General features: G+C 74.1%; 22 protein-coding genes. 7 read left to right on the forward strand and 15 right to left on the reverse strand.

What is annotated here, in order from left to right; all coding sequences use genetic code 11:
* Positions 1-30: 30 nt before the first annotated feature.
* The 8 genes from mnhG to ACNHYB_RS09915 form a co-directional block, all read right to left on the reverse strand.
* Complete coding sequence (mnhG, locus tag ACNHYB_RS09880) at positions 31-399, reverse strand: monovalent cation/H(+) antiporter subunit G (protein WP_418275170.1); 369 nt, start codon at positions 397-399, stop codon at positions 31-33.
* On the reverse strand, positions 396-761 hold the full coding sequence (locus ACNHYB_RS09885; protein WP_418275171.1) for a monovalent cation/H+ antiporter complex subunit F: 366 nt from the start codon (positions 759-761) through the stop codon (positions 396-398). The genes mnhG and ACNHYB_RS09885 overlap by 4 nt, the downstream gene beginning before the upstream one ends.
* Positions 758-1,378, reverse strand: a complete 621-nt coding sequence (locus ACNHYB_RS09890) for a Na+/H+ antiporter subunit E (RefSeq protein ID WP_418275172.1) — start codon at positions 1,376-1,378, stop codon at positions 758-760. Before ACNHYB_RS09890 ends, ACNHYB_RS09885 begins: the two co-directional genes overlap by 4 nt.
* Positions 1,375-2,991 (reverse strand): Na+/H+ antiporter subunit D, encoded by a 1,617-nt coding sequence (locus ACNHYB_RS09895; RefSeq protein WP_418275173.1) that lies wholly within the window; start codon positions 2,989-2,991, stop codon positions 1,375-1,377. Before ACNHYB_RS09895 ends, ACNHYB_RS09890 begins: the two co-directional genes overlap by 4 nt.
* Positions 2,988-3,485 (reverse strand): Na(+)/H(+) antiporter subunit C, encoded by a 498-nt coding sequence (locus ACNHYB_RS09900; protein ID WP_418275174.1) that lies wholly within the window; start codon positions 3,483-3,485, stop codon positions 2,988-2,990. The genes ACNHYB_RS09895 and ACNHYB_RS09900 overlap by 4 nt, the downstream gene beginning before the upstream one ends.
* Complete coding sequence (locus tag ACNHYB_RS09905) at positions 3,482-6,370, reverse strand: Na+/H+ antiporter subunit A (RefSeq protein WP_418275175.1); 2,889 nt, start codon at positions 6,368-6,370, stop codon at positions 3,482-3,484. The genes ACNHYB_RS09900 and ACNHYB_RS09905 overlap by 4 nt, the downstream gene beginning before the upstream one ends.
* Positions 6,371-6,500: 130 nt before the next feature.
* Positions 6,501-8,462 (reverse strand): NHL domain-containing thioredoxin family protein, encoded by a 1,962-nt coding sequence (locus tag ACNHYB_RS09910; protein WP_418275176.1) that lies wholly within the window; start codon positions 8,460-8,462, stop codon positions 6,501-6,503.
* Between the two features lie 41 nt (positions 8,463-8,503).
* Entirely contained in the window at positions 8,504-8,878 is a 375-nt protein-coding gene (locus tag ACNHYB_RS09915; RefSeq protein ID WP_418275177.1) for an ArsR/SmtB family transcription factor, read from the reverse strand.
* Positions 8,879-8,971: 93 nt separating this feature from the next.
* On the opposite strand from ACNHYB_RS09915, the gene ACNHYB_RS09920 reads away from it, so the two are divergent.
* Positions 8,972-10,351 (forward strand): FAD-dependent oxidoreductase, encoded by a 1,380-nt coding sequence (locus ACNHYB_RS09920; protein WP_418275178.1) that lies wholly within the window; start codon positions 8,972-8,974, stop codon positions 10,349-10,351.
* On the opposite strand, the gene ACNHYB_RS09925 is transcribed toward ACNHYB_RS09920, so the two are convergent.
* The 4 genes from ACNHYB_RS09925 to ACNHYB_RS09940 all read right to left on the reverse strand — a co-directional run bounded on the left by ACNHYB_RS09925 (position 10,323) and on the right by ACNHYB_RS09940 (position 13,323).
* Entirely contained in the window at positions 10,323-10,757 is a 435-nt protein-coding gene (locus tag ACNHYB_RS09925; protein ID WP_418275179.1) for an arsenate reductase ArsC, read from the reverse strand. The two genes, ACNHYB_RS09920 and ACNHYB_RS09925, sit on opposite strands and share 29 nt — an antisense overlap.
* 122 nt (positions 10,758-10,879) lie before the next feature.
* A complete protein-coding gene (locus ACNHYB_RS09930; protein WP_418275180.1) occupies positions 10,880-11,902 on the reverse strand; it encodes a metalloregulator ArsR/SmtB family transcription factor in 1,023 nt (340 codons plus the stop codon).
* Positions 11,899-13,023, reverse strand: coding sequence for an ACR3 family arsenite efflux transporter (arsB, locus tag ACNHYB_RS09935; protein ID WP_418275181.1), 1,125 nt, complete (start codon positions 13,021-13,023; stop codon positions 11,899-11,901). Before arsB ends, ACNHYB_RS09930 begins: the two co-directional genes overlap by 4 nt.
* Before the next feature lie 78 nt (positions 13,024-13,101).
* Complete coding sequence (locus ACNHYB_RS09940; RefSeq protein WP_418275182.1) at positions 13,102-13,323, reverse strand: hypothetical protein; 222 nt, start codon at positions 13,321-13,323, stop codon at positions 13,102-13,104.
* Positions 13,324-13,437: 114 nt separating this feature from the next.
* Between ACNHYB_RS09940 and ACNHYB_RS09945 the strand changes: the two genes are divergently transcribed.
* Positions 13,438-14,280 carry an aldo/keto reductase gene (locus ACNHYB_RS09945; RefSeq protein ID WP_418275183.1) on the forward strand — a complete coding sequence of 281 codons (843 nt, stop codon included), beginning with the start codon at positions 13,438-13,440 and terminating at the stop codon, positions 14,278-14,280.
* Positions 14,281-14,318: 38 nt separating this feature from the next.
* On the opposite strand, the gene ACNHYB_RS09950 is transcribed toward ACNHYB_RS09945, so the two are convergent.
* The gene (locus ACNHYB_RS09950; protein ID WP_418275184.1) at positions 14,319-14,516 is read right to left on the reverse strand and encodes a hypothetical protein; all 198 of its coding nucleotides are present in this window, start codon (positions 14,514-14,516) and stop codon (positions 14,319-14,321) included.
* Positions 14,517-14,545: 29 nt separating this feature from the next.
* Between ACNHYB_RS09950 and ACNHYB_RS09955 the strand changes: the two genes are divergently transcribed.
* Together ACNHYB_RS09955 and ACNHYB_RS09960 are read left to right on the forward strand one after the other, a co-directional pair.
* On the forward strand, positions 14,546-15,838 hold the full coding sequence (locus tag ACNHYB_RS09955) for a DUF2254 domain-containing protein (protein WP_418275185.1): 1,293 nt from the start codon (positions 14,546-14,548) through the stop codon (positions 15,836-15,838).
* Positions 15,839-15,884: 46 nt separating this feature from the next.
* Entirely contained in the window at positions 15,885-16,214 is a 330-nt protein-coding gene (locus ACNHYB_RS09960) for an HPr family phosphocarrier protein (RefSeq protein WP_418275186.1), read from the forward strand.
* Here ACNHYB_RS09960 and ptsP read toward each other — a convergent pair.
* Entirely contained in the window at positions 16,195-17,868 is a 1,674-nt protein-coding gene (gene ptsP / locus ACNHYB_RS09965; protein ID WP_418275187.1) for a phosphoenolpyruvate--protein phosphotransferase, read from the reverse strand. The genes ACNHYB_RS09960 and ptsP overlap by 20 nt on opposite strands.
* Positions 17,869-17,997: 129 nt before the next feature.
* Here ptsP and ACNHYB_RS09970 point away from each other — a divergent pair, with 129 nt between their 5' ends.
* Together ACNHYB_RS09970 and ACNHYB_RS09975 are read left to right on the forward strand one after the other, a co-directional pair.
* Entirely contained in the window at positions 17,998-18,465 is a 468-nt protein-coding gene (locus tag ACNHYB_RS09970) for a PTS sugar transporter subunit IIA (RefSeq protein WP_418275188.1), read from the forward strand.
* Positions 18,462-19,235 carry a GntR family transcriptional regulator gene (locus ACNHYB_RS09975; protein ID WP_418275189.1) on the forward strand — a complete coding sequence of 258 codons (774 nt, stop codon included), beginning with the start codon at positions 18,462-18,464 and terminating at the stop codon, positions 19,233-19,235. The genes ACNHYB_RS09970 and ACNHYB_RS09975 overlap by 4 nt, the downstream gene beginning before the upstream one ends.
* Before the next feature lie 20 nt (positions 19,236-19,255).
* On the opposite strand, the gene ACNHYB_RS09980 is transcribed toward ACNHYB_RS09975, so the two are convergent.
* Positions 19,256-20,329, reverse strand: coding sequence for a hypothetical protein (locus ACNHYB_RS09980; RefSeq protein WP_418275190.1), 1,074 nt, complete (start codon positions 20,327-20,329; stop codon positions 19,256-19,258).
* Between the two features lie 162 nt (positions 20,330-20,491).
* On the opposite strand from ACNHYB_RS09980, the gene ACNHYB_RS09985 reads away from it, so the two are divergent.
* Complete coding sequence (locus tag ACNHYB_RS09985) at positions 20,492-20,719, forward strand: hypothetical protein (protein WP_418275191.1); 228 nt, start codon at positions 20,492-20,494, stop codon at positions 20,717-20,719.
* The last annotated feature ends 36 nt before the right edge of the window (positions 20,720-20,755 follow it).

Below are 20,755 nucleotides of genomic sequence, written 5' to 3' on the forward strand. Positions count from 1 at the left end.
CCCGAGCCGACCGGCGGGCCGGCGGGCCGGTCAGTTCGCGTCGGCGTCCGACGGACCCATCTCGTTCGGGGCGAACTCGGACTCGTCGATCTTGCCGGTGCGGAAGCCGGCGCGGCTGATGAGGTGGGCGGCGACGGGTGCCGTCGCGAGCTGGAACACGACGACCAGCGCGAGCATCGACACCGCCGACCAGCTGCGCACCCGCAGCGCGAGCCCGAGCAGCAGCAGGATCAGCCCGAGGACCTGCGGCTTGGTGATCGCGTGCATGCGCGCGATCAGCGACGGGAAGCGCAGGGCCCCGACGGCGGCCGCGAACGTCAGGAACGCGCCGGCGAGCAGGCTGACGGCGGCGACGACGTCGGCGACGGTCGTCCAGAACCCCGGGTCGACGTCGGTCACGAGCGGTCCTCCTTCGCGGTGTCGTCCGGGCGGGGCGGGACGCCCGGGTCGTCGGCCGCGGGATCCTCCTCGTACCCGGTGCGGTCGTCGACCTCGGCGTCCTCGTCGGGTTCGCGCGCCACGAAGCGTGCGATGACGACGGACCCGACGAACCCGACGAGGGAGAGCGCGACGAGGATCGGGATGGTCTCGGTGCGGCGCAGCCATGCCGCCTCGATGGCGATGACGCCGACGAGGCTGGAGGCGAGGAGCTCGACGCCGAGGGCCCGGTCGAGCATCGACGGGCCCCGTTCGACCCGCACGAGCGCCAGCAGGGCGGCGACGGCGACCAGCACGGCGGCGATCACGAGGACCACGATCATCGTCCGTCCTCCTGACCTGTCGATGCGGTGGACCCGGTGGACCCCGTGGGCCCCGTGGGCCCGGCCTCGTCCCGCAGCCCGCAGCGCACGAGGACGTCGTCGGGCGCGAACGCCCGCAGCACCCGTTCCTCGAGGGCGAGGACGTCACGGCGCACCTCGTCCGCGGGACCGAACCGGTCGATGTCGAGCACGTGCAGGTACACCAGCCCGGTGCGGCGCTTGGTCTCCATCACGAGCGTGCCGGGGACCAGGGTGGACAGCACGGCCGTGATGGTGAGGAACACGTCGTCGGGGTTGCGCAGGCGCACCTGGACCACGGCTCCGTGCGGCGTGTAGCCGGGGCGCAGCGCCATGACGGCGACCTGGAACGACGCGACGACGAGGTCCGCGGTGAAGCGCGCGACCAGCGTCCCCAGCGCGAGGGGGCGCACCCGCCCCCGGAACCCGACGTGCGGCAGCGGGAACACGACGAGGACGACGAGGCCGAGGGCGGCGCCCCCGATCACGTTCGCCCAGGACAGGTCGCCCCAGAGCAGCACCCACACCAGCGCCTGGCCGAGGACGGCGGGCCACTGGGAGAGCGCTCGGCGCAGCCGGCGGCGCGCGCGCGCGATCACGGGGCCTCCCCCTTCTCGGTCGCGTCGGTCACCTGGTCGGACTGGCCGGTCCCCCGGTCGGCCCCGCCGGGGAACACGGCGTCCACGTAGGAGTGGTTGTCCATCGAGGCCTCGGCCGCCCGTTCGGCGTAGCCGTACAGGGGTCCGGCGACGACGGTGAGGGCCAGACCGAACGCGACGAGCGCCCCGGCGGGCAGCACCATGCCTCGCGGCAGCGTCATGTGCTCCTCGATCTCGGGCGGGGCGGCCTGCCAGAACGCCTTGTTCCACGCCTTGACGACGGCGTAGAGGGTGAGCAGGGAGGTGACGACGGACCCCACCACCAGCGCCCACGCCAGCCCCGAGCCGTCCCGGACGCCCTCGGTGAGCAGGCCGACCTTGCCGAGGAACCCGGACAACGGCGGGATGCCGGCGAGGTTGAGCGCGGGCACGAAGAACAGCACGGCGAGCATCGGCGCGAGGCGGGCGAGGCCGCCGAGGCGGTCCAGCGACGTCGACCTGCCGCGCAGCTCGACGAGCCCGACGACGAGGAACAGCGCGGTCTGGACGGAGATGTGGTGCACGACGTAGAAGATCGCCGCCGCCGTGCCCGCCTCGGTGGCGAGCGCGACGCCGAAGATCATGAAGCCGATGTGGCTGACGAGGGTGAAGGACAGCAGCCGTTTGACGTCGTTCTGCGCGACGGCGCCGAAGATCCCGACGACCATCGTCAGCAGCGCGACGACCAGCAGCCCCTTGTCGATCAGCTCGTTCGGCGGGAACAGCAGGACCTGGGTGCGCAGGATCGCGTAGACGCCGATCTTGGTGAGCAGGCCGGCGAACACCGCGGTGACGGGGGCGGGCGCCGTCGGGTAGGAGTCCGGCAGCCAGAAGGACAGCGGGAAGACGGCCGCCTTGATGCCGAACGCGAGCAGCAGCAGGAGCTGCAGCGCGGTGCGCACGGTGGGGTCGATCTCGGGCAGCCGTTCGGCGAGCTGGGCCATGTTGACCGTGCCCGTCGCGGCGTAGATCAGCGCCACGGCCCCGAGGAACAGCACCGACGACGTGAGCGTGACGATGATGTACACCGACCCCGCGCGGATGCGTTCGGCGGTGCCACCGAGGGTCAGCAGGATCGCGGACGCCGCGAGCAGGATCTCGAACCCGACGTACAGGTTGAACAGGTCCCCGGTGAGGAACGCGTTGGACACGCCCGCGGCCAGGACCAGGTAGGTGGGGTGGAAGATCGCGACGGGGATCAGGTTGCCGACCCGCCGGTCGGACGCCTCGTCCTCGTCCTCGGGCACGCCCTGACCGAGCGAGTACAGCAGGACGCACAGCAGCATCACGCCGCTGACGGTGAGCATGAGCGCGGACAGCCGGTCGGCGACGAGGTTGACGCCCACGGGCGCCGACCAGCCGCCGACGTCGACGACGACGGGGCCGGAGTCGGCGAGCACGACGAGCCCGGCGGACGCCGCGGTGGTCAGCGCCAGCGCCGTGACGCTGATGACGCGCTGGACGTTGGCGTACCGGTGCAGGGCGAGGGTGAGGCCGGCGGCGAAGAGCGGCACGAGCACGGGCAGCGGGACGAGCGTCTCGGGGACCCAGATCGACCAGGTGGTCGGGTTCATCGCGGGCCTCCCTCGTGCTTGTCGTCACCGGCGACCTCGTCGTAGAGCTGGGCGGCTGCCTCGTCGAGGGTCTCGCCCGTCTCCTCGGCGTCGGAGTCCTCGTAGGCGGGGGCGTTGAGGGCCGCGTGCCGGGCGACCCGGCGGTCCTCGACGTCGTCGGCGACCTCGTCGTGACCGTGCAGCTGCCAGGACCGGTAGGCGAGCGCCAGGATGAACGCGGTCAGCGCGAGCGTGATGACGATCGCCGTCAGGGTCATCGCCTGGGCGAGGGGGTCGGACATGGGTTCGTCGGCGGGGGCGTTGCCCACGATGGGCGAGGCGCCCGCCTTGCCGCCCGCCACCAGCAGCATGAGGTTGACGCCGTTGCTGATGAGCACGAACCCGAGCAGCACGCGGGTCAGCGGGCGTTCCAGCAGGAGGTAGACGCCGGTGGCGAAGAGGACGCCGACGGCCAGCACGAGGACGGCGGACGGGGTGTTCTGCAGGACGATCATCGCGTCTCGCCCCCGCTGTTCTCGAGCTCTCGTCCGGACAGCTCGCCCTGTCGGTCGATCTCGGCGCCGAGGGTGCGCAGCAGGTCGAGCACGAGGCCGACGACGACGAGCATCACGCCGATGTCGAAGAACAGCGACGTCACCAGGTGGACCTTGCCCAGCACGGGGACCTCGAGGTCGATGATGAAGCTCTCCAGGACGGCGTTGCCGGTGAGCAGCGCCGCGAGCCCGACGCCCGCGGAGAGGAACAGCCCCGTCCCGAGCAGCAGGCCGGGTCGCACGGGCATCGCCTCGCCCAGCTCGTACCGCCCGCCCGCGAGGTACCGCACGGCCAGGGCGATGCCCACCAGGAGCCCGGCCGCGAACCCGCCGCCGGGGGCGTTGTGCCCGCTGAAGAGCAGGAACAGCCCGAAGACGATCATCGAGTGGAAGATCGTGCGGGTGATGACCTCGAACATCACCGAGCGGCGCTCGGGGGCGAGGGTGCGCCCGGCGGCGAGCCACACGGTCCGGTCGTAGGCGGACGAGCGGTCGTCGCCGTCAGGTGCGCGCTGCAGCCGCAGCACCTCGCCGGTGCGCTGGCGCAGGAACACGAGCGACGCGACGCCGGTCGCGGCGACGAGCAGCACGGAGATCTCGCCGACCGTGTCCCAGGCCCGGATGTCCACCAGGGTGATGTTGACGATGTTGTTCCCGCCGCCGAAGTCGACGGCCTCGGCGGGGAAGTCGACGCTGATGGGCGTCGCGCTGCGGGCCAGCGGGGCGGCGACGGTGAGGGCCATCATGACGACGCCGGTCACCACCCCGAGCACGAGACGCACCCAGCGGCTGCCGGCGAGCGGACGGTCGGTGAAGTAGGGCGGCATCCGGCGCAGCACCAGCACCATGACCACGAGCGTCACCGTCTCGCACAGCACCTGGGTGAGCGCGAGGTCGGGGGCGCCGTGCAGCAGGAACAGGGCCGCGTTGGCGTATCCGGCGACACCGACGAGCAGGACGGCCTTGAGCCGTCGCCGTGCCCGGGTGGCCAGGATCGCCGCGACGACGACGATCGCCACGACGGCGGCCTGGGCGGGCTCGTCCCAGGGGCGCAGGTCGACCGGGACGGTGGTGCCGGTCACCAGCCCGGAGGCGATCACCATGCCGGGCGCGAGGGCGAGCACCACGAGGACGATGCCGAGGTAGAACGGCAGCGAACCACGCTGGGTGAAGGCGGTGACGTCGGCGGCGAGGTCGTCCAGACGGCGCATCGACCGGCGGTAGAGGACGTCCGCGGCCGGCGGCGACCAGCGCCCTGCCTGCCAGGACTCGACCCGTTCGCGCTGCCAGAACAGCACCGTCCCGAGCACGAGGATCGCGGCGGTGATCGCCAGGACGGGCGTGAGACCGGCCCAGAGGAGGAGGTGGCCGGGCTCCCCCGTCGGGTACAGGTCGGCGTGCGGTGCCAGCAGCGCCTCACCGGTGGCCGGGACGAACGCGACGACGATGCCGAGCACGGCGAGCAGGGCGGGCGGCGCGACGAGCAGCCACGGCTGGCGGCGCACCACCGTGCGCTCGGGGACGCCGTCGGGCAGCGTCCGCTTGGTGCCGAACGCGCCCCAGACGAACCGCAGACCGTACGCGACGGTCAGGACGGACCCGAGGACGACGGCGGCCAGGGCGAGGATCTCCAGGGCGCCGCCACCGTGGGTGACGTCGTGCCAGAGGCCTTCGAGCGCGGCCTCCTTGGCGACGTAGCCGGCGGAGACGGGCACCCCGATCATGGAGACCGTGGCGAGCACACCGGCGGCGGCGGTGACGGGCATGGTGCGCCACAGGCCCGACAGCTTGCGCAGGTCGCGGGTGCCGGTGGCGACGTCGACGGCGCCCACGACGAGGAACAGCGCGGCCTTGAACATGGCGTGCGCGCCCAGCAGGGCGAGCCCGGCCAGCGCGAGCGCCCGGGTGCCGAGCCCGAGCAGCAGGATGATGAGGCCGAGCTGGGACACGGTCCCGAACGCCAGCACGAGCTTCAGGTCGTGCTGGCGCAGGGCCCGGTAGCCCCCGAGCAGCAGGGTGCCGCCGCCGAGCACCAGCACGGACCACTGCCACACGGGCAGGTCCGCGAACCCGGGCGCGAAGCGGGCCACGAGGTAGACCCCGGCCTTCACCATGGCGGCGGCGTGCAGGTAGGCGGACACCGGCGTGGGTGCCGCCATCGCCGCGGGCAGCCAGAAGTGGAACGGGATGAGGGCGGACTTGGTGGCCGCGCCGACGAGCAGGCAGACGGCCGCCACGACGGCGGCGGTGCCGGTGGGCGGGTTCGCGACGACCTCGGAGATCCGCCACGTGCCCGTGTCCACGCCGAGGACGATGAGGCCGACGAGCATCGTCAGGCCGCCCGCGGTGGTGACGACGATGGCCTGCATGGCGGCGCGGCGCGAGGCCTTGCGGTCCGCGTAGTGGCCGATCAGCAGGTAGGAGAAGACCGTCGTCAGCTCCCAGTAGACGAACAGCATGAGCAGGTCGTCGGCGGTGACGAGCCCGACCATGGCGCCGGCGAACGCGGTGAGCACGGCGGCGAAGCGCCCGGTGCCGAGGGCGTCGCGGGAGAAGTAGGCGGAGCAGTACAGCAGGACGACGGCGCCGACACCGCCGACGACGAGCATCATCAGCCAGGCGAGGGAGTCGAGCCGGGCGTCGATGGAGAGGTCCAGGCCGGGCACCCAGCGCACGCTGACCTCGGGGTAGTCACCGGCGAGGACGCGGGAGGTGTTCGCCAGGGCGTAGGCCGCCGCCGATGCCGGGCCGAGGGCCAGGACCCAGAAGGCATGCCTGCCCATCCACCTCACGAGCAGGGGCGCACAGAGCGCCAGCAGGAAGGTGAAGAGCAGCACTGGAAGCATCGAGGCTCCGTCCGGTCGTGGGGCGGGGCGAGACGTCATCTTATCGTTTCGGACGCTCTCCACCCGGCGGGACGCGGTGGCATACCTCTCATCGGCTGCCGCTGCGGGCCGCCCGTCCCGGGCGTGCCCGTCAGCCGCGCAGCGGCAGCGTCAGGACGCTCTCGCCGTCCTCGCCCACGCGGACGGGCACGCCCCAGTCCTGCTGGGCGAGGTGGCAGGCGGGGAAGACCTCGGGGTCGGGCTCCCCGTCCGGCCCGAGGGGCACGACGTCGCACGAGGCCGCCTTGGCGGTCACGTGCAGCACGCCCTCGGCCACGGTCGGGTCGAGGCGCAGGACGCGCGTCAGGTCGGTGCCCGTGCCGGCGCCGTCGAGCAGCAGCTCCGGCGGGGTCGCGCCGACGGCGAGCTCCGTGGAGGGGCCCCAGCGGTCGTCGAGCTTCTGGCCCGGGGCGGGCGCGAACGGCACCTCGAGGCGGACCTCCCCCGCCGCGAGCGCGGTGGCGGCACGCGCGACCCGGTGGGCTCCGGCGTCGAGCACCTCCCCCGCGAGCGCCGTCGGCAGGGCGAGGCGGGTGAGGCGGTGCGCGGCGGACTCCACGACCAGCAGGTGGATGCCGTCGTCGCCCACCTGCACGACGACGTCGCTGGGTTCGGCGAGGCCGGTGGCGAGGGTGGTGACCTGCCCGTCGTGGGGGGCGTACCGCCGCAGGGCGCCGTTGTAGGTGTCGGCGACGACGACGGACCCGTCGGGCAGCACGGCCACGCCGAGCGGGTGCTGCAGGAGCGCCTGGTCGGCGGTGCCGTCACGGTGGCCGAAGTCGAACAGTCCCTGCCCGACGACGGTGCGCACCTCGACGTCGGCGGCCCCGACGGGCGCGACCTGGCGCAGCGCGGAGGTCTCGGCGTCGACCAGCCAGAGCGTCCCGTCGGGCGCGGGCGCCAGCCCCGAGGGCTGTGCGAACCAGGCGGTGGCGCCGGGGCCGTCCTCGAGGCCCTCGTTCATGGTGCCGGCGAGGAGCCGGATGCCGGGGTGGCCGCCGTCGGCGCCCGGGTCGAAGGCCCACAGCGTGTGGTGGCCCGCCATCGCGACGACGAAGGCACCGAGGGCGGCCGACCAGGCGACGTCCCACGGTGAGGACAGGTTGACCTGCGTCGCCGGGAGCGTCTCGGTGTGCACGTGGGCGCGGGGCGCGGCGTCCGCGGGGTGCACGTTCTGCCGGCCGCCCACCATGAACTGCTCGCCGGTGCCCGCGACGGTGACCACGTGCCCGTCGTCGAGGCGGACGCCGCGCAGGGCGTGGTTGACGGTGTCGGCGACGAGGACGTCGTAGTCGAGCGTGCGGCGCAGCTCCTCGGGGACGAGGCAGAGGCCGTCGGGCTCGCTGAACCGGGCGGCGTGCGTGCCGTCGGGGCCCACGCCGCCGTCGGCGAGCCCGCGCCGGCCGGAGCCGATGCGGCGCACGAGGGTCTCGCCGTCGGGCGCGAGCTCGGCGAGCGAGTGGTGCCCGGCGTCGGCGACGAGGAGGTTCCCGCCGGGCAGGGTGACGGCCTTGGCGGGGAAGCGCAGGGTCGTGGGCTCCGGCGTGGGCGGCACGTACGGGCCGTCCCCGCGGTGCAGGGTGCCCTTCTGGTCGTGCTCGACGACGAGCTCGTCGACGATGGCCTCGATCGCGGACGCGTGCCCCTCGCCGGCCATCTGCGCGACGATGTAGCCCTCGGGGTCCACGACGACGAGCGTGGGCCAGGCGCGGGCGGTGTACGCGCCCCAGGTGACGAGCTCGGGGTCGTCGAGGACGGGGTGGTGCACCTCGTAGCGGTCGACGGCGGCGGCGAGCGCGACGGGGTCCGCCTCGTGCGCGAACTTGGGCGAGTGGACGCCGACGACGACGAGGACGTCGCGGTGGCGTTCCTCCAGCTCACGCAGCTCGTCCAGGACGTGCAGGCAGTTGATGCAGCAGAAGGTCCAGAAGTCGACCACGACGATCTTCCCGCGCAGGTCGGCGAGGGTGACGTCGCGGCCGCCGGTGTTCAGCCAGCCGCGTCCGACCAGCTCGGACGCGCGGACCTTGGGCAGGGGGTGCGGGGTGCTCACGGGACCATCTTCTCCCGGCGGGGCCCCCTGAGGGGCCGGGGTCAGGCGTCGGTGCGCGCCACGTCGGTGAGCGAACGGGCGAGGGTGGCCACGGCGTCGGGCACGAGGGAGTAGTAGGCCCACCGGCTGCGCTGCTCGCGACGCAGCAGCCCGGCCTCGACGAGGATCTTGAGGTGGTGGCTGACGGTGGGCTGGGACAGCCCGACGGGTGCGGTGAGGTCGCAGACGCAGGCCTCGGCGCCCTGGCTGGCGGCGACGAGGGCGAGCAGCTGGACGCGGGTGGGGTCGGCGAGCGCCTTGAACGACCGGGCGAGCGCCTGCGCGGCGTCGCTGCCGACGAGCGGATCGCCGGGCGGGGCGCAGCACCCTGCTGACGCACCGGGTGCGACGAGAGGTAGCGGCGTGCTCGCTGTCATGAGGACCATCCTCTCACGCATTGACATTCTTCGATACATGGGTGAGCATCGTTGCATCGAAGTTTCTCGATGCTTCCGACGTGAGGAGTGGTGATGAGCGAGGTCGCTCGCAACGAGCTGCCGGTGGTCGTGATCGGCGCCGGCCCGGTGGGGCTGGCAGCGGCGGCGCACCTGCTGGAACGCGGGCTGGAACCGCTGGTCCTCGAGGCCGGCCCGGCGGCGGGCTCCGCCGTCGCGTCCTGGGGGCACGTGCGCCTCTTCTCCCCCTGGCGGTACGACGTCGACCCGGCCGCACGCCGCCTCCTCGCCCCCACCGGCTGGACCGAGCCCGACCCCGACGAGCTGCCCACCGGCGCCGAGCTCGTCGAGGGCTACCTGCGCCCGCTGGCCGCCACCGACGCCCTCGCCGACCGCCTGCGCACCGGCACCCGGGTGCTCGCCGTCACCCGCGACGGCGCGGACAAGACCCGGTCGCTGGGCCGCACGCGCCGCGGGTACCGCCTGCGCACCGTCGACGCCGCGGGCCGCGTGTCCGACGTCCTCGCCCGTGCCGTGATCGACGCCTCGGGGACGTTCTCCACCCCCAACCCGGTCGGCGCGGGCGGCCTGGCGGCGACGGGCGAGGCCGAGTCCGCCCACGTCGTCACCGGACCCCTGCCCGACGTCCTCGGCGTGGACCGCGACCGCTTCGCCGGCCGCCACACGCTCGTGGTGGGGATGGGTCACTCCGCGGCGAACACGCTGCTCAGCCTCGTCGAGCTCGCCGAGACCACTCCCGGCACCACGATCACCTGGGCGATCCGGGGCGGGTCGCCGCGCCGGCTGTTCGGCGGCGGCACCGACGACGAGCTGCCCGCCCGCGGGCTGCTCGGCACCCGTCTGCGCGACGCCGTCGACGCCGGCCGTCTGCGCCTGCTGACCCGCGTGTCGATCGAGCGCCTCGTCCCCGGCGCCGACGGCGCACAGGTGCTCGGCACCGTCAAGGACGAGCCGCTCTCGCTGGACGTGCACGCCGTCGTCAACGCGACCGGGTTCCGTCCCGACCTGGACATGCTGCGGGAGGTGCGCCTCGACGTCGACCCGGTCGTGGAGGCGCCCCGGGCGCTGGCGCCGCTCATCGACCCGAACGAGCACTCGTGCGGCACCGTGCCCCCGCACGGCGAGGCCGTGCTCGCCCACCCCGACGACGAGTTCTACGTCGTCGGCATGAAGTCCTACGGACGCGCCCCGACGTTCCTGCTGGCCACGGGCTACGAGCAGGTCCGCTCGATCGCGGCCGCGCTGGCCGGGGACCGGGCCGCCGCCGACGCCGTCGAGCTGGCGCTGCCCGCCACCGGCGTGTGCTCCAGCGACCTCGCCCTGGGGAACGAGACCGCCGAGGCCGACGACGCGGCCCCGGCGGGATCGTGCTGCGGCACCGCGCCGCAGGTGGTGACGCTCGGCGTCAGGCCGACGGCAGCGGAACCGGTGTGACGTCGAGGGACGCGAGCAGCTCGCGCACACGGCGCTCGATGTCGTCGCGGATGGGACGCACGGCGTCGATGCCCTGACCGGCCGGGTCGTCGAGCTTCCAGTCCTCGTACCGCTTGCCCGGGAAGATCGGGCAGGCGTCGCCGCAGCCCATGGTGATCACGACGTCCGAGGCCTGCACGGCCTCGGTCGTCAGCACCTTGGGCTGCTCGGCGGTGATGTCCACGCCGACCTCGGCCATCGCCTCGACGGCGACGGGGTTGATCCGGTCGGCGGGCATCGACCCGGCCGAGCGGACCTCGACGGCGCCGCCGGACAGCACGCGCAGGAACCCTGCGGCCATCTGGGAGCGTCCGGCGTTGTGGACGCAGACGAACAGGGCGGACGGCGAGGTGGTGGTGTCGTTCACGGTTCTCCGATCAGGGATGAGGACGCCCGGGCGGTGATGGTCGGGCGGTGATGGTCGGGCGGTGATGGTCGGGCAGTGCCGCTCGGGCAGGTGACGGTCGGGCAGGTGACGGTCGGCTCGGCTCAGGCCGGCAGGTCGAGGTCGGGCACGAGGTCGGCCAGCAGCGCGCGCACGCGCGCGTCGAGCTCGTCGCGGATGGCGGCGACCCCGGCCGGGGAGGCGAGCGCGGGGTCGCCCACGAGCCAGTCCTCGTAGCGCACGCCCGGCAGCACCGGGCACACGTCGCCGCAGCCCATCGTGACCACGACGTCGGCGGCGCGCACGGCGTCGTCCGTGAGGGGCTTGGGGAACGCCTCGGCGGTGCCGAGCGCGTCCAGCTCGGGCAGCACGGCCGGGTGGACGTCCGCAGCCGGGGTGGACCCGGCGGAGCGGACCACGACGGCGTCGCCGGCGTAGTGGCGCACGAGGGCGGCGGCGAGCTGGGAGCGGCCCGCGTTGGCGACGCACACGAACAGCACCTGCGGGCGGGACCCCTGCGACGGGCGGGAGAGGTCGGCGAGGCGCTGGCGGGCGAACCGTTCGGTGAGGGTCAGCAGGTGGGCAGACACCTTGGCCGACCGGGCGAGCGCGGTGTACGACTCGCGCACGGTGCGCAGCACGACGTCGGCGCCCAGCTCGGGACGGCTCGCCGCAAGGTCGGCCGCGAGGTGGTCCAGGGCGGCGTCGGCGTCGTCGAGCCCGCCCAGGTGGGGACGCTCGCCGAGCGCGGAGAGCGCGGCGGGCGCGAACGACTCCAGCAGCGTGCTGGTCGCGGCCTGGTAGCCCGGGGCGATGCGGTACCAGACCCAGGTGCCGCGCCGCTCGGAGGTGAGGACGCCGACGTCGCGCAGCACCTTGAGGTGGTGGCTCACGGTGGGCTGGGAGACGTCGGTCAGCTCCGCCAGGTCGCACACGCACGCCTCCCCCTCGGGGGCCGTGGCGACGAAGGACAGCATGCGCAGGCGCAGCGGGTCGGCGAGCGCCTTGAGCGCGGCGGCGACCACCCCGGCGACCTCGGTGCCGATCGCGTGCGACTCGATCCGGGGTCCGCAACCGGGGTCGCGGACCGTCAGGGGAAGGAGCGTGCCGGCGTCCTGGGCGGTCATGGCTTCACCTGGTCCAGCTCGTGGGGGCTCTCGTGGGTGCCGCCGTCGGGGGTCTGCGCGGCGTAGGGGTCGACGCCGAACCAGCGCCGGGCGACCCAGAGGGACACGTACACCAGGCCCACCAGCACGGGGACCTCGACGAGCGGGCCGACGGTGCCGGCCAGCGCCTCGCCGGACGTGGCACCGAAGGTGCCGATCGCCACGGCGATGGCGAGCTCGAAGTTGTTGCCGGCCGCGGTGAACGCGAGCGTCGTGGTGCGTGCGTACCCGAGCCCCAGGACGTACCCGAGCACCATCCCCAGACCCCACATGATCGCGAAGTAGGCGAGCAGCGGCAGGGCGATCCGCACGACGTCGAGCGGGTGGGAGGTGACCTGCTCACCCTGCAGCGCGAAGAGCAGCACGATGGTGAAGAGCAGGCCGTACAGGGCCCAGGGGCCGATGCGGGGAAGGAACGTCTCCTCGTACCACTCGCGGCCCTTGGCGCGCTCGCCGAGCAGGCGCGAGGCGAACCCGGCGAGGAGCGGTATCCCGAGGAAGACCAGCACGTTGAGCGCGATCTGCCACAGCGAGACGTCCAGCCCCTGGGTGTCGAGACCGAGCCAGCCGGGCAGGACGGTCAGGTAGAACCAGCCGAGCACGGAGAAGGCGACCACCTGGAACACGGAGTTGATGGCCACGAGCACCGCGGCGGCCTCGCGGTCGCCGCAGGCCAGGTCGTTCCAGATGACGACCATCGCGATGCAGCGCGCGAGTCCCACGATGATCAGCCCGGTGCGGTACTCGGGCAGGTCGGGCAGGAAGATCCAGGCGAGGCTGAACATGAGCGCCGGGCCGACGATCCAGTTGAGCACCAGCGAGCTCACCAGGAGCCGCTTGTCCCCCGTGACGGAGGCGACGCGGTCGTAGCGCACCTTGGCGAGCACGGGGTACATCATGACCAGCAGGCCGAGGGCGATCGGCACGGAGACACCGCCGACCTCCAGCGCGGTCAGCAGGTCCGCCACGGCCGGGACGAACCGGCCGAGCAGCAGACCGCCGACCATGGCCAGGCCGATCCACACCGGCAGCCAGCGGTCGAGCGTCGACAGGCGCGAGGGCCCCACGGCTTGTATTGACATGTCTCTATATTGACATTGGTCGATGCAGAGCGCAACCACCGTGCCACGGGTCCGCCCGCAGCGTGGGCCTGCCCCGGCTCAGAGCGCGGTGACCGCCCCCACGACGTTCACCCGCACCGGGACGCCGTCGACGTCGGGCGGGACGTCCTTGCGCACCCGCACGCTGGCGACGTTCACCTGCAGCACCCAGTCGTGCGCGTCGCCGCGCTGGGCGAGCCCGACGCCCTGGACGCCGTCGACGTGCTCGAGCGAGTGGCGCAGCGCGTCCTTGGCGGAGCGAGCCTCGTTCATCGTGACCATCGGACACCTCCTGGTGCTCCCTCCATTGTGCCCCCGGCGTCCAGGGAGCGCTGCGAGATGGATCACGCGGCGGTCGGGTCGCGCCCTGCGCCGGGATGTGGTCACGATGGGCAGATGACCAACGAGACGATCCCGACCCTGCTCCTCAACAACGGCACGTCCATCCCGCAGCTCGGCTTCGGCACGTTCCAGATCCCGCCGGAGGACACGCGCGACCTCGTCCTGACGGCCTTCGAGACCGGGTACCGGCACATCGACACCGCGCAGATGTACCGCAACGAGCGCGGCGTCGGCGACGCCTTCGCCGCCTCCGGCCTGGGGCGGGACGAGGTCTTCATCACCAGCAAGCTCAACAACGCCTTCCACGCGCACGACGACGCACTGACGGCGTTCGACCAGTCGCTGCAGGAGCTGCAGGTCGACCACGTCGACCTGTTCCTCATCCACTGGCCGCTGCCCGCCGTCGGCAAGTTCGCCGAGGCGTGGGGCGCCCTGGAGGAGATCTACCGGTCCGGCCGCGCACGCGCCATCGGCGTCTCGAACTTCCAGCCGCACCACCTGCGCCGCCTGTTCGAGGAGACCACCGTGGTCCCCGCCGTGAACCAGATCGAGGTGCACCCGTGGCTGGGCAACGAGGAGGTCCGCGCGTTCGACGCCGAGCACGGCATCCTCACCGAGGCGTGGTCCCCGCTGGGCCGCGGCGCCGTCCTGGAGGACCCGACGATCGTCCGCATCGCCGGCGAGCACGACAAGACCCCCGCCCAGGTGGTGCTGCGCTGGCACCTCGAGCGCGGCGACATCATCTTCCCCAAGTCGGTGACCCCGGCGCGCATCGCCGAGAACTTCGACCTGTTCGACTTCGAGCTCACCGAGGCCGACCTGTCCGACATCACGGCCCTCGACCGGGGCGAGCGCATCGGCTCGCACCCGGACGAGATGAACAACACCGGCCGCTGAGGCGCGCCGCCCGGCCATCCTGACGGCGGCCCGCCGCCTCACGTGAGGCGGCGGGTCGCCCGGATCCCGACGACGAGGCCGACGGCGCAGGTGATCGCCGCGGCGAGCACGCCCCAGGCCACCACGGGATCGCCGACGTCGCCGGCGAACAGCGCCCGCTCGGCGTCGAGCGGACGTTCCAGCGACTGCTCGACGGTGTCGAGCTCGCCGTCGACCGCGCCCGCTCCGGACCTCACCCGACCTGGACGCCCCGTACCGTGAACCCATGCTCATCCAGCGGCTCACGCGCGCCCGGGAGTCGTTCTGGTTCCTGCCCACCGTCCTGGGCGTCCTCGCGCTCGTCGCGGCCAAGGGTGTGGTGACGCTGGACCGTGCGCTCCAGGACGCCGGCCTCACCGACCTGCCGCTGATGGACACCCTCAGCGCGGACGGCGGACGTGCCGTGCTCACCGCCATCGCCGGGTCGGTCCTGACGGTGGCGGCCACGTCGTTCTCCATCACCATCTCCGTCATGGCCACGACGTCGTCGGCGTACGGTCCGCGCCTGGTCCGCAACTTCATGGCGGACCGCGCGAACCAGGCCGTGCTCGCGGTCTTCACGGCCACCTTCCTCTACGCGCTCGTCGTGCTCGGCGACGTCCACTCCGAGGGCGTCGGCATGTTCGTCCCCACGGTCGCCGTGCACCTCGCGATCGTGCTGGCGGTGCTGAACGTCGCCGTGCTCGTGTTCTTCATCCACCACATCGCGCAGTCGGTCCAGGTGACGACGCTCCAGCACCGGTTGCGCGAGGAGCTCGTCGCCGCGATCGACGCCGTGTTCCCCACCGCGTGGTCCACCGACCAGGTCGACGCCGAGCCGGTCGAGGACGGCAGCGTGGTGACGTCGCGACGCTCGGGCTACGTGCAGCACGTCAACCTCGACGCGCTGGTGCGCCGGGCGCGCGCGGCCGAGGGACGCATCGACCTGCTGGTCGCTCCGGGCTGCCACCTCGTGGCGGGCGAGCCGTTGGCGCGCGTGCGCGGCGACGTGGACGAGCTCACCGACGCCGTGCACGACCACGTCGCCACCGGCCCCTCCCGCACCCCGTACCAGGACGTCGTGTTCGCCGTGCAGGACCTCACGGAGATGGCGGTGCGCGCCCTGTCGCCGGGCACCAACGACCCGTACACCGCGGCGTCCGCCCTCGACGCGCTGGGCGAGGGCCTGGTCATGGTCGTCGAGCGGGCCCCCGCACCACGGGGCCGCACCGACGACGGCGGCACGGTCCGCCTGGTCGTGCCGTGGCCCACCGCGGCGGAGCTGGTGACGTCGGTGGTGACGGCCGTGCGCACCTACGCCCTCGGCGCGCCCGTCGCGCTGGATGCCGCGCTGCGTCTGCTCGGACGCCTCGAGCGGTCGGCGACCCGCCCGTCCGTCCGCGAGGCGCTGCACCACCAGGTCCTGACCCTGCACGACGCCGTCGCGGACGGGTCGGACGTCGTGGACGCACCGGACGTGCTCGCCCGGCTCGACGCGCTGGCGGACGCCCTCGCCACCGCGGACCGCCCGTCGTCGTGACGGGGCCCGGCGGGACCCGGCCGGAGCGCTCGGGCAGAATGCCCCCATGGAACGCCACACCGTCGTGGGGATACCCGAGGGGCTGCACGCCCGCACCGCCGCGCGCTTCGCCCGCCTCGCCGCCGACCAGCCCGTCCCCGTCCGCATCTCCCGCTCGAGCGGCCCGGGCGGCTCGGGCGGTCCGGGCGACGAGCCGGGCGAGCCCGTCGACGCCGCCAGCATCCTGGCGGTCATGATGCTCGGGGCCGACGCCGGCACCCCGGTCACGCTGCACGTGCCCGACGACGCCGCCGACGCTCAGGACGCGAGCGCCGCGCTGGACGTGCTGGAGGAGTTCCTCGCGGCGGGCCCGGTGCTCACAGACCCAGGTCGGTGAGCACCGGCCGGATCGCGTCGCGCACGGCGCGGCGGGCCGCGATCGGGTCGTCGGAGCCGAGGGCGAGGTCGGCCAGCTCGCGGCACCGGTCGAGGTCGACCCGTTGCAGGACGGCTGCGACGTCGGCGAGCGCCCGCGGCGTCATGGACAGGGAACGCACGCCCAGCCCGACGAGCACGGGCGCGAGGGTCGCATCCGCCGCAGCCTCGCCGCACACCCCGACCGGACGGTCGTGGACGGCTGCTCCCTCGCAGGCCAGACGCACGAGGTCGAGCACGGCGGGCTGCCACGGGGACTGCAGCCCGGCGAGCTCGCCGAGCATCCGGTCGGACGCCATCGTGTACTGGATGAGGTCGTTGGTGCCCAGCGAGCCGAACGCCGCGTGGGCGAAGATCGACTCGGCGCGCAGGGCCGCCGCGGGAACCTCGATCATGACCCCGGCGGTGTTCAGACCGTGCCGCGCGCACGCGGCGACGAAGTCGGCGGTCTCGCCGGCGGTGGAGATCATGGGGGCCATCACCCACACGTGGGCGTTCTCGGCCTCCGTCGCGGCGGCGATCGCCTGGAGCTGGCGGTCCAGCACCCCGGGGCGGCGGTCCGCGGTGCGAATCCCCCGCACGCCGAGCGCGGGGTTGGGTTCACCGTCGGCCGTGACGAACGGCAGCGGCTTGTCCGCGCCGGCGTCCAGGGTGCGCACCACGACCTTGCGGCCGCCGAACGCGGACAGCACGCGCCGGTAGGCCGCCACCTGCTCGGAGACGGCCGGTTCGGCGCCGCGCCCGAGGAACGAGAACTCGGTCCGGAACAGACCGACCCCCTCGGCACCGGCCTCGATGGCGGCCTGGGCACCGGCAGGGTCGGCGACGTTGGCCAGCAGCTCGACCCGGGTGCCGTCGGCGGTGCGGCCGCTGCCGTCGAAGGCGCGCCGGGTGGCCTCGCGCTGCTGCGCCGCGGCCGCCGTCGCGGGGTCGGGGTCGCGGACGACGACGCCGGCGCCGCCGTCGAGCAGGATCGTCTCGCCGTCGTCGATGTCGGCCGCGCCGCGCACGGCGACCACGGCGGGGATGCCGAGCGCGCGGGCCAGGATCGCGGTGTGCGAGGTGGGGCCGCCGCCGCTGGTGACGATGCCGAGCACGACGGCGGGGTCGAGCGTCGCGGTGTCCGCGGGCGCGAGGTCGTCGCCCACGAGGACGAAGGGGTGGTCGGGTCTCGGGACGCCGGGCGGACGCACCCCGATGAGCTCGGCGACGATGCGGTCGCGCACGTCGCGCAGGTCCCGGGCGCGCTCCGACAGCGGCGGGCCGATCTTCTCGAGCTGGCGGGCCATCCCGCGCGAGGCGTCCCAGATCGCACGCTCGGGCGTGAGGCGGTCGACGCGGATGCGGCGTTCGGCGTCCGCGGTGAGCGCCGGGTCTGCGGCCATCGCGGCGGTCACGGCCAGCAGGTCGGCAGCGGTCCCCGTGGCGGCCGCCGCACGTTCGGTGAGCTCGTCGCGCACGGCGCGCGCCGCGAGGCCGAGACGTTCGACGGCGCCGTCCACCTCCGTGGTGGAGAGCCTCGACGTGCGGGGCTCCGGCACCGGGGCGGGCATCGTCACCGCTGGTCCGGCGGCACGTCCAGGACTGACGGGCGCGCCGGTCAGAGTCGTGCTCATCGGCGGCGCCCCTCCGTCCTCGCGCACGTCGACGACGACGCACGCACCGGCCTGTTGGATCGCAGAGTTCCCGATAGGGCACCCTGTGTCAACAGGGCGTGCCGCACGCCCGGTGGACGAGGAGGACGAATGACGCTCACCGTGGGCTCGCCGGTCGCGGGCACGGTCGTCGCGATCACCGCCGTGCCCGACCCCGTGTTCGCCGAGCAGATGGTCGGGCCGGGGACCGCCGTCGAACCGGCCGACGGCGTCGCCGTGGCCCCGGTGGACGGCACGGTCGTCTCGCTGCACCCGCACGCGTTCGTGCTGCAGCACGCGGGCGGCGCCGCGGTGCTGGTCCACCTGGGCATCGACACCGTCGAGCTGGCCGGCGAGGGCTTCACCCTGCACGTGGCCAAGGGTGACCGCATCGCCGCGGGCGACGTCGTCGTGCACTGGGACCCGGACGCCGTGCGGGCCGGCGGGCGCTCCGCCGTCTGCCCCGTGGTGCTGCTCGAGTCCGGGGCCGACCAGGTGGACCCGGCGGCCGCGCCCGGCGCCGTCGTCGCCGCGGGCACCCCCCTGCTGACCGTACGGACGGACGGCGCGGCCGGATGACGACGCTCCCCTCCCCGTCGACGACCCCCGGGACGCCACGCGCCGCCCCGGGCACGCGCAAGCACCTCCTGGTGCGGGCCTACCTGTCCGAGCTGCTGTCCCACGGCCTGGCCGTCGGGGACGCGATCCCGTCGGAGCGCGCGCTGACCGAACGGTTCGACGTCTCGCGCACCACCGTGCGCCAGGCGATCGACGCCCTCGTGGCCGAAGGCCTGCTGGAGCGCGCCCAGGGCCGGGGCACCTTCGTCGCGCCGCCGCGCGCCGACTTCGAGATGCGGTTGACGACCTTCGGCGAGGAGGTCCGACGCCGCGGCATGACGCCCGGCTCGCAGGTGCTCGAGGCGGCGACGGTGCCGTGCCCGCCCACGGTGGCGGACAGTCTCGCCCTTGCCGTCGGCGCGTCCGCGCACCGGGTGCTGCGGGTCCGCACCGCCGACGGCGAGCCCTGGGCCGTGGAGGACGCCTGGATCCCCGCGCCGCTCGCGCCGGACCTGCTCGACGACGGCGTCCCCGAGTCGCTGGACGCGGAGCTGCGGCGGCGCGGGCACGTCCCCACCAGCGGTGAGGAGACGATCTCCGCCGCCGACGCCACCGGGGAGGAGTCGCGGCTCCTGGCGATGTCGGGCACGCGCGCCGTCATGCGGATCGACCGGCGCACGTACGCCGCCGCCGTCCCCCTGATCCACTCGCGGTTCTCCTACCGGGGCGACCGGTACAGCGTGTTCGTGCCCCTCGGCGAGGCCCGCTCGCCCGTGCCGCTGTGGGCCTGACGGGCTGAGGGGTCCGCTGCTCAGCGCAGGGCGACCCCGAGCGCGGCGAGGACGGCGTCGATCGGGTTGACGTACGTCAGGCCGCTGCCGTCGGGACCACCGGTCTCCGAGCCCGCGAACAGCAGCCCGACGGCGACGCCGTCCGACCGGTACACCAGCGAGCCGGAGTCCCCGCCCTGCGAGAACGAGCCCGGACGGGTCGACTCGACCTCGATCTGCCCGTCGAAGGCCAGCACCCCGAGCTCGGGGCCGTACCCGACCAGCACGTCGTCCATCTCGATCGCGGACACGCGTCCGTGGGTGTGCCCGGTGGTGCGGCCGATCTTCTCCACGAGGTCGCCCGGCACCGCCTCGGCCGTGGTCGTGATGCGCCCGACCGGGTAGTCGAGGTCCACGTCGGGGTCGTCCAGGAGCGCGAGGGCGGCGTCGACCTGCGCCCGCTCCCCCGCGGCGAGCGGGACCACGGCGGCGACGGTGCCGACCCGGTCGGCGGGGTCGCTGCCGCCGTCCGCCGGGCCGGGCTGCAGGACGCCGTCGCCGGGTGCGCCGTCGAGCACGTGCCGGTTGGAGAGCGCGTAGAGCGCGTCGGCGCCGCCCGGCAGGTCGGGCCCGCCGGTGCGAGCCGGGTCGGCGACGACGAACCCGCCCAGCGTCCCGGCCGTGACGTCCACGTGCGCGATCGAGACCCCGGGCCGCAGCGGCCGCACCCGGTCCGTCTCCCCGGCGGCCAGCGCGGTCGCGACCGGGGGACGCCGGTCCAGGACGTCCTCCTGGCTGCTCCCCCGCCGGCCGGGACCGAGCCGCCGGATCCGGCCGGTGCGCCGCACGTCGACGGCGGCGACCTCGGCGGCGACCCGGCGCACGACGGCGCGCGCGGCAGGCACCCCGAGGCGGTAGCGCACGGCGATCCCGTAGGTGCCGGGTTCGTCGGTGGGCGCCAGCCCGATCGCCAGGGTCGGCGCGCGCACGGCCGACGCGGGCGGCCCGTCCGCGGGCGACGCCTGTGCCGACGCCGTCACGCCGAAGCGTTCGGCCAGGTCACGGGCGTAGTCGGTGAGCTGGGCCTTGGTCTCGCGAGCCTCCGTCAGATCCATGGCACGGAGTCTGTCGGACGACGTGGCGGTCGGCGCGGCGAACGCGCCGCGACGACCGCGTTCCGACGACGAACGCGGCAGTTGAGGAAACTCTGAGGAAAATCCGGCAGACAGTTCACCCGACGGCGTCACGAAGCCGCTGGTCAGCCCTCTCCTCCCATGATGAGAACGACGACCACCGACGACGTTCGCGCCGCGGTCCGCTGGGCACTCGCCCACGACCTGCCGGCGCTCCTCGCCTACCGCCAGGACATCCACCTCGACACGCGGTCGCGGTGGAAGGCCGACGCGACCCTCGTGGCGCGCTGGCAGCAGGTCACCGGCACGCGCGGTCCCGTCCTGACTCCTGGCAGCATGCCGGGCGCGGCGCCGCTGACCCGGCGCCGCTGACCCGGCGCCGCTGACCCGGCGCCGCAGGACGGCCGT

The organism is Isoptericola jiangsuensis, from assembly GCF_048320105.1.
Classification (GTDB): Bacteria; Actinomycetota; Actinomycetes; order Actinomycetales; family Cellulomonadaceae; genus Isoptericola; species Isoptericola jiangsuensis_A.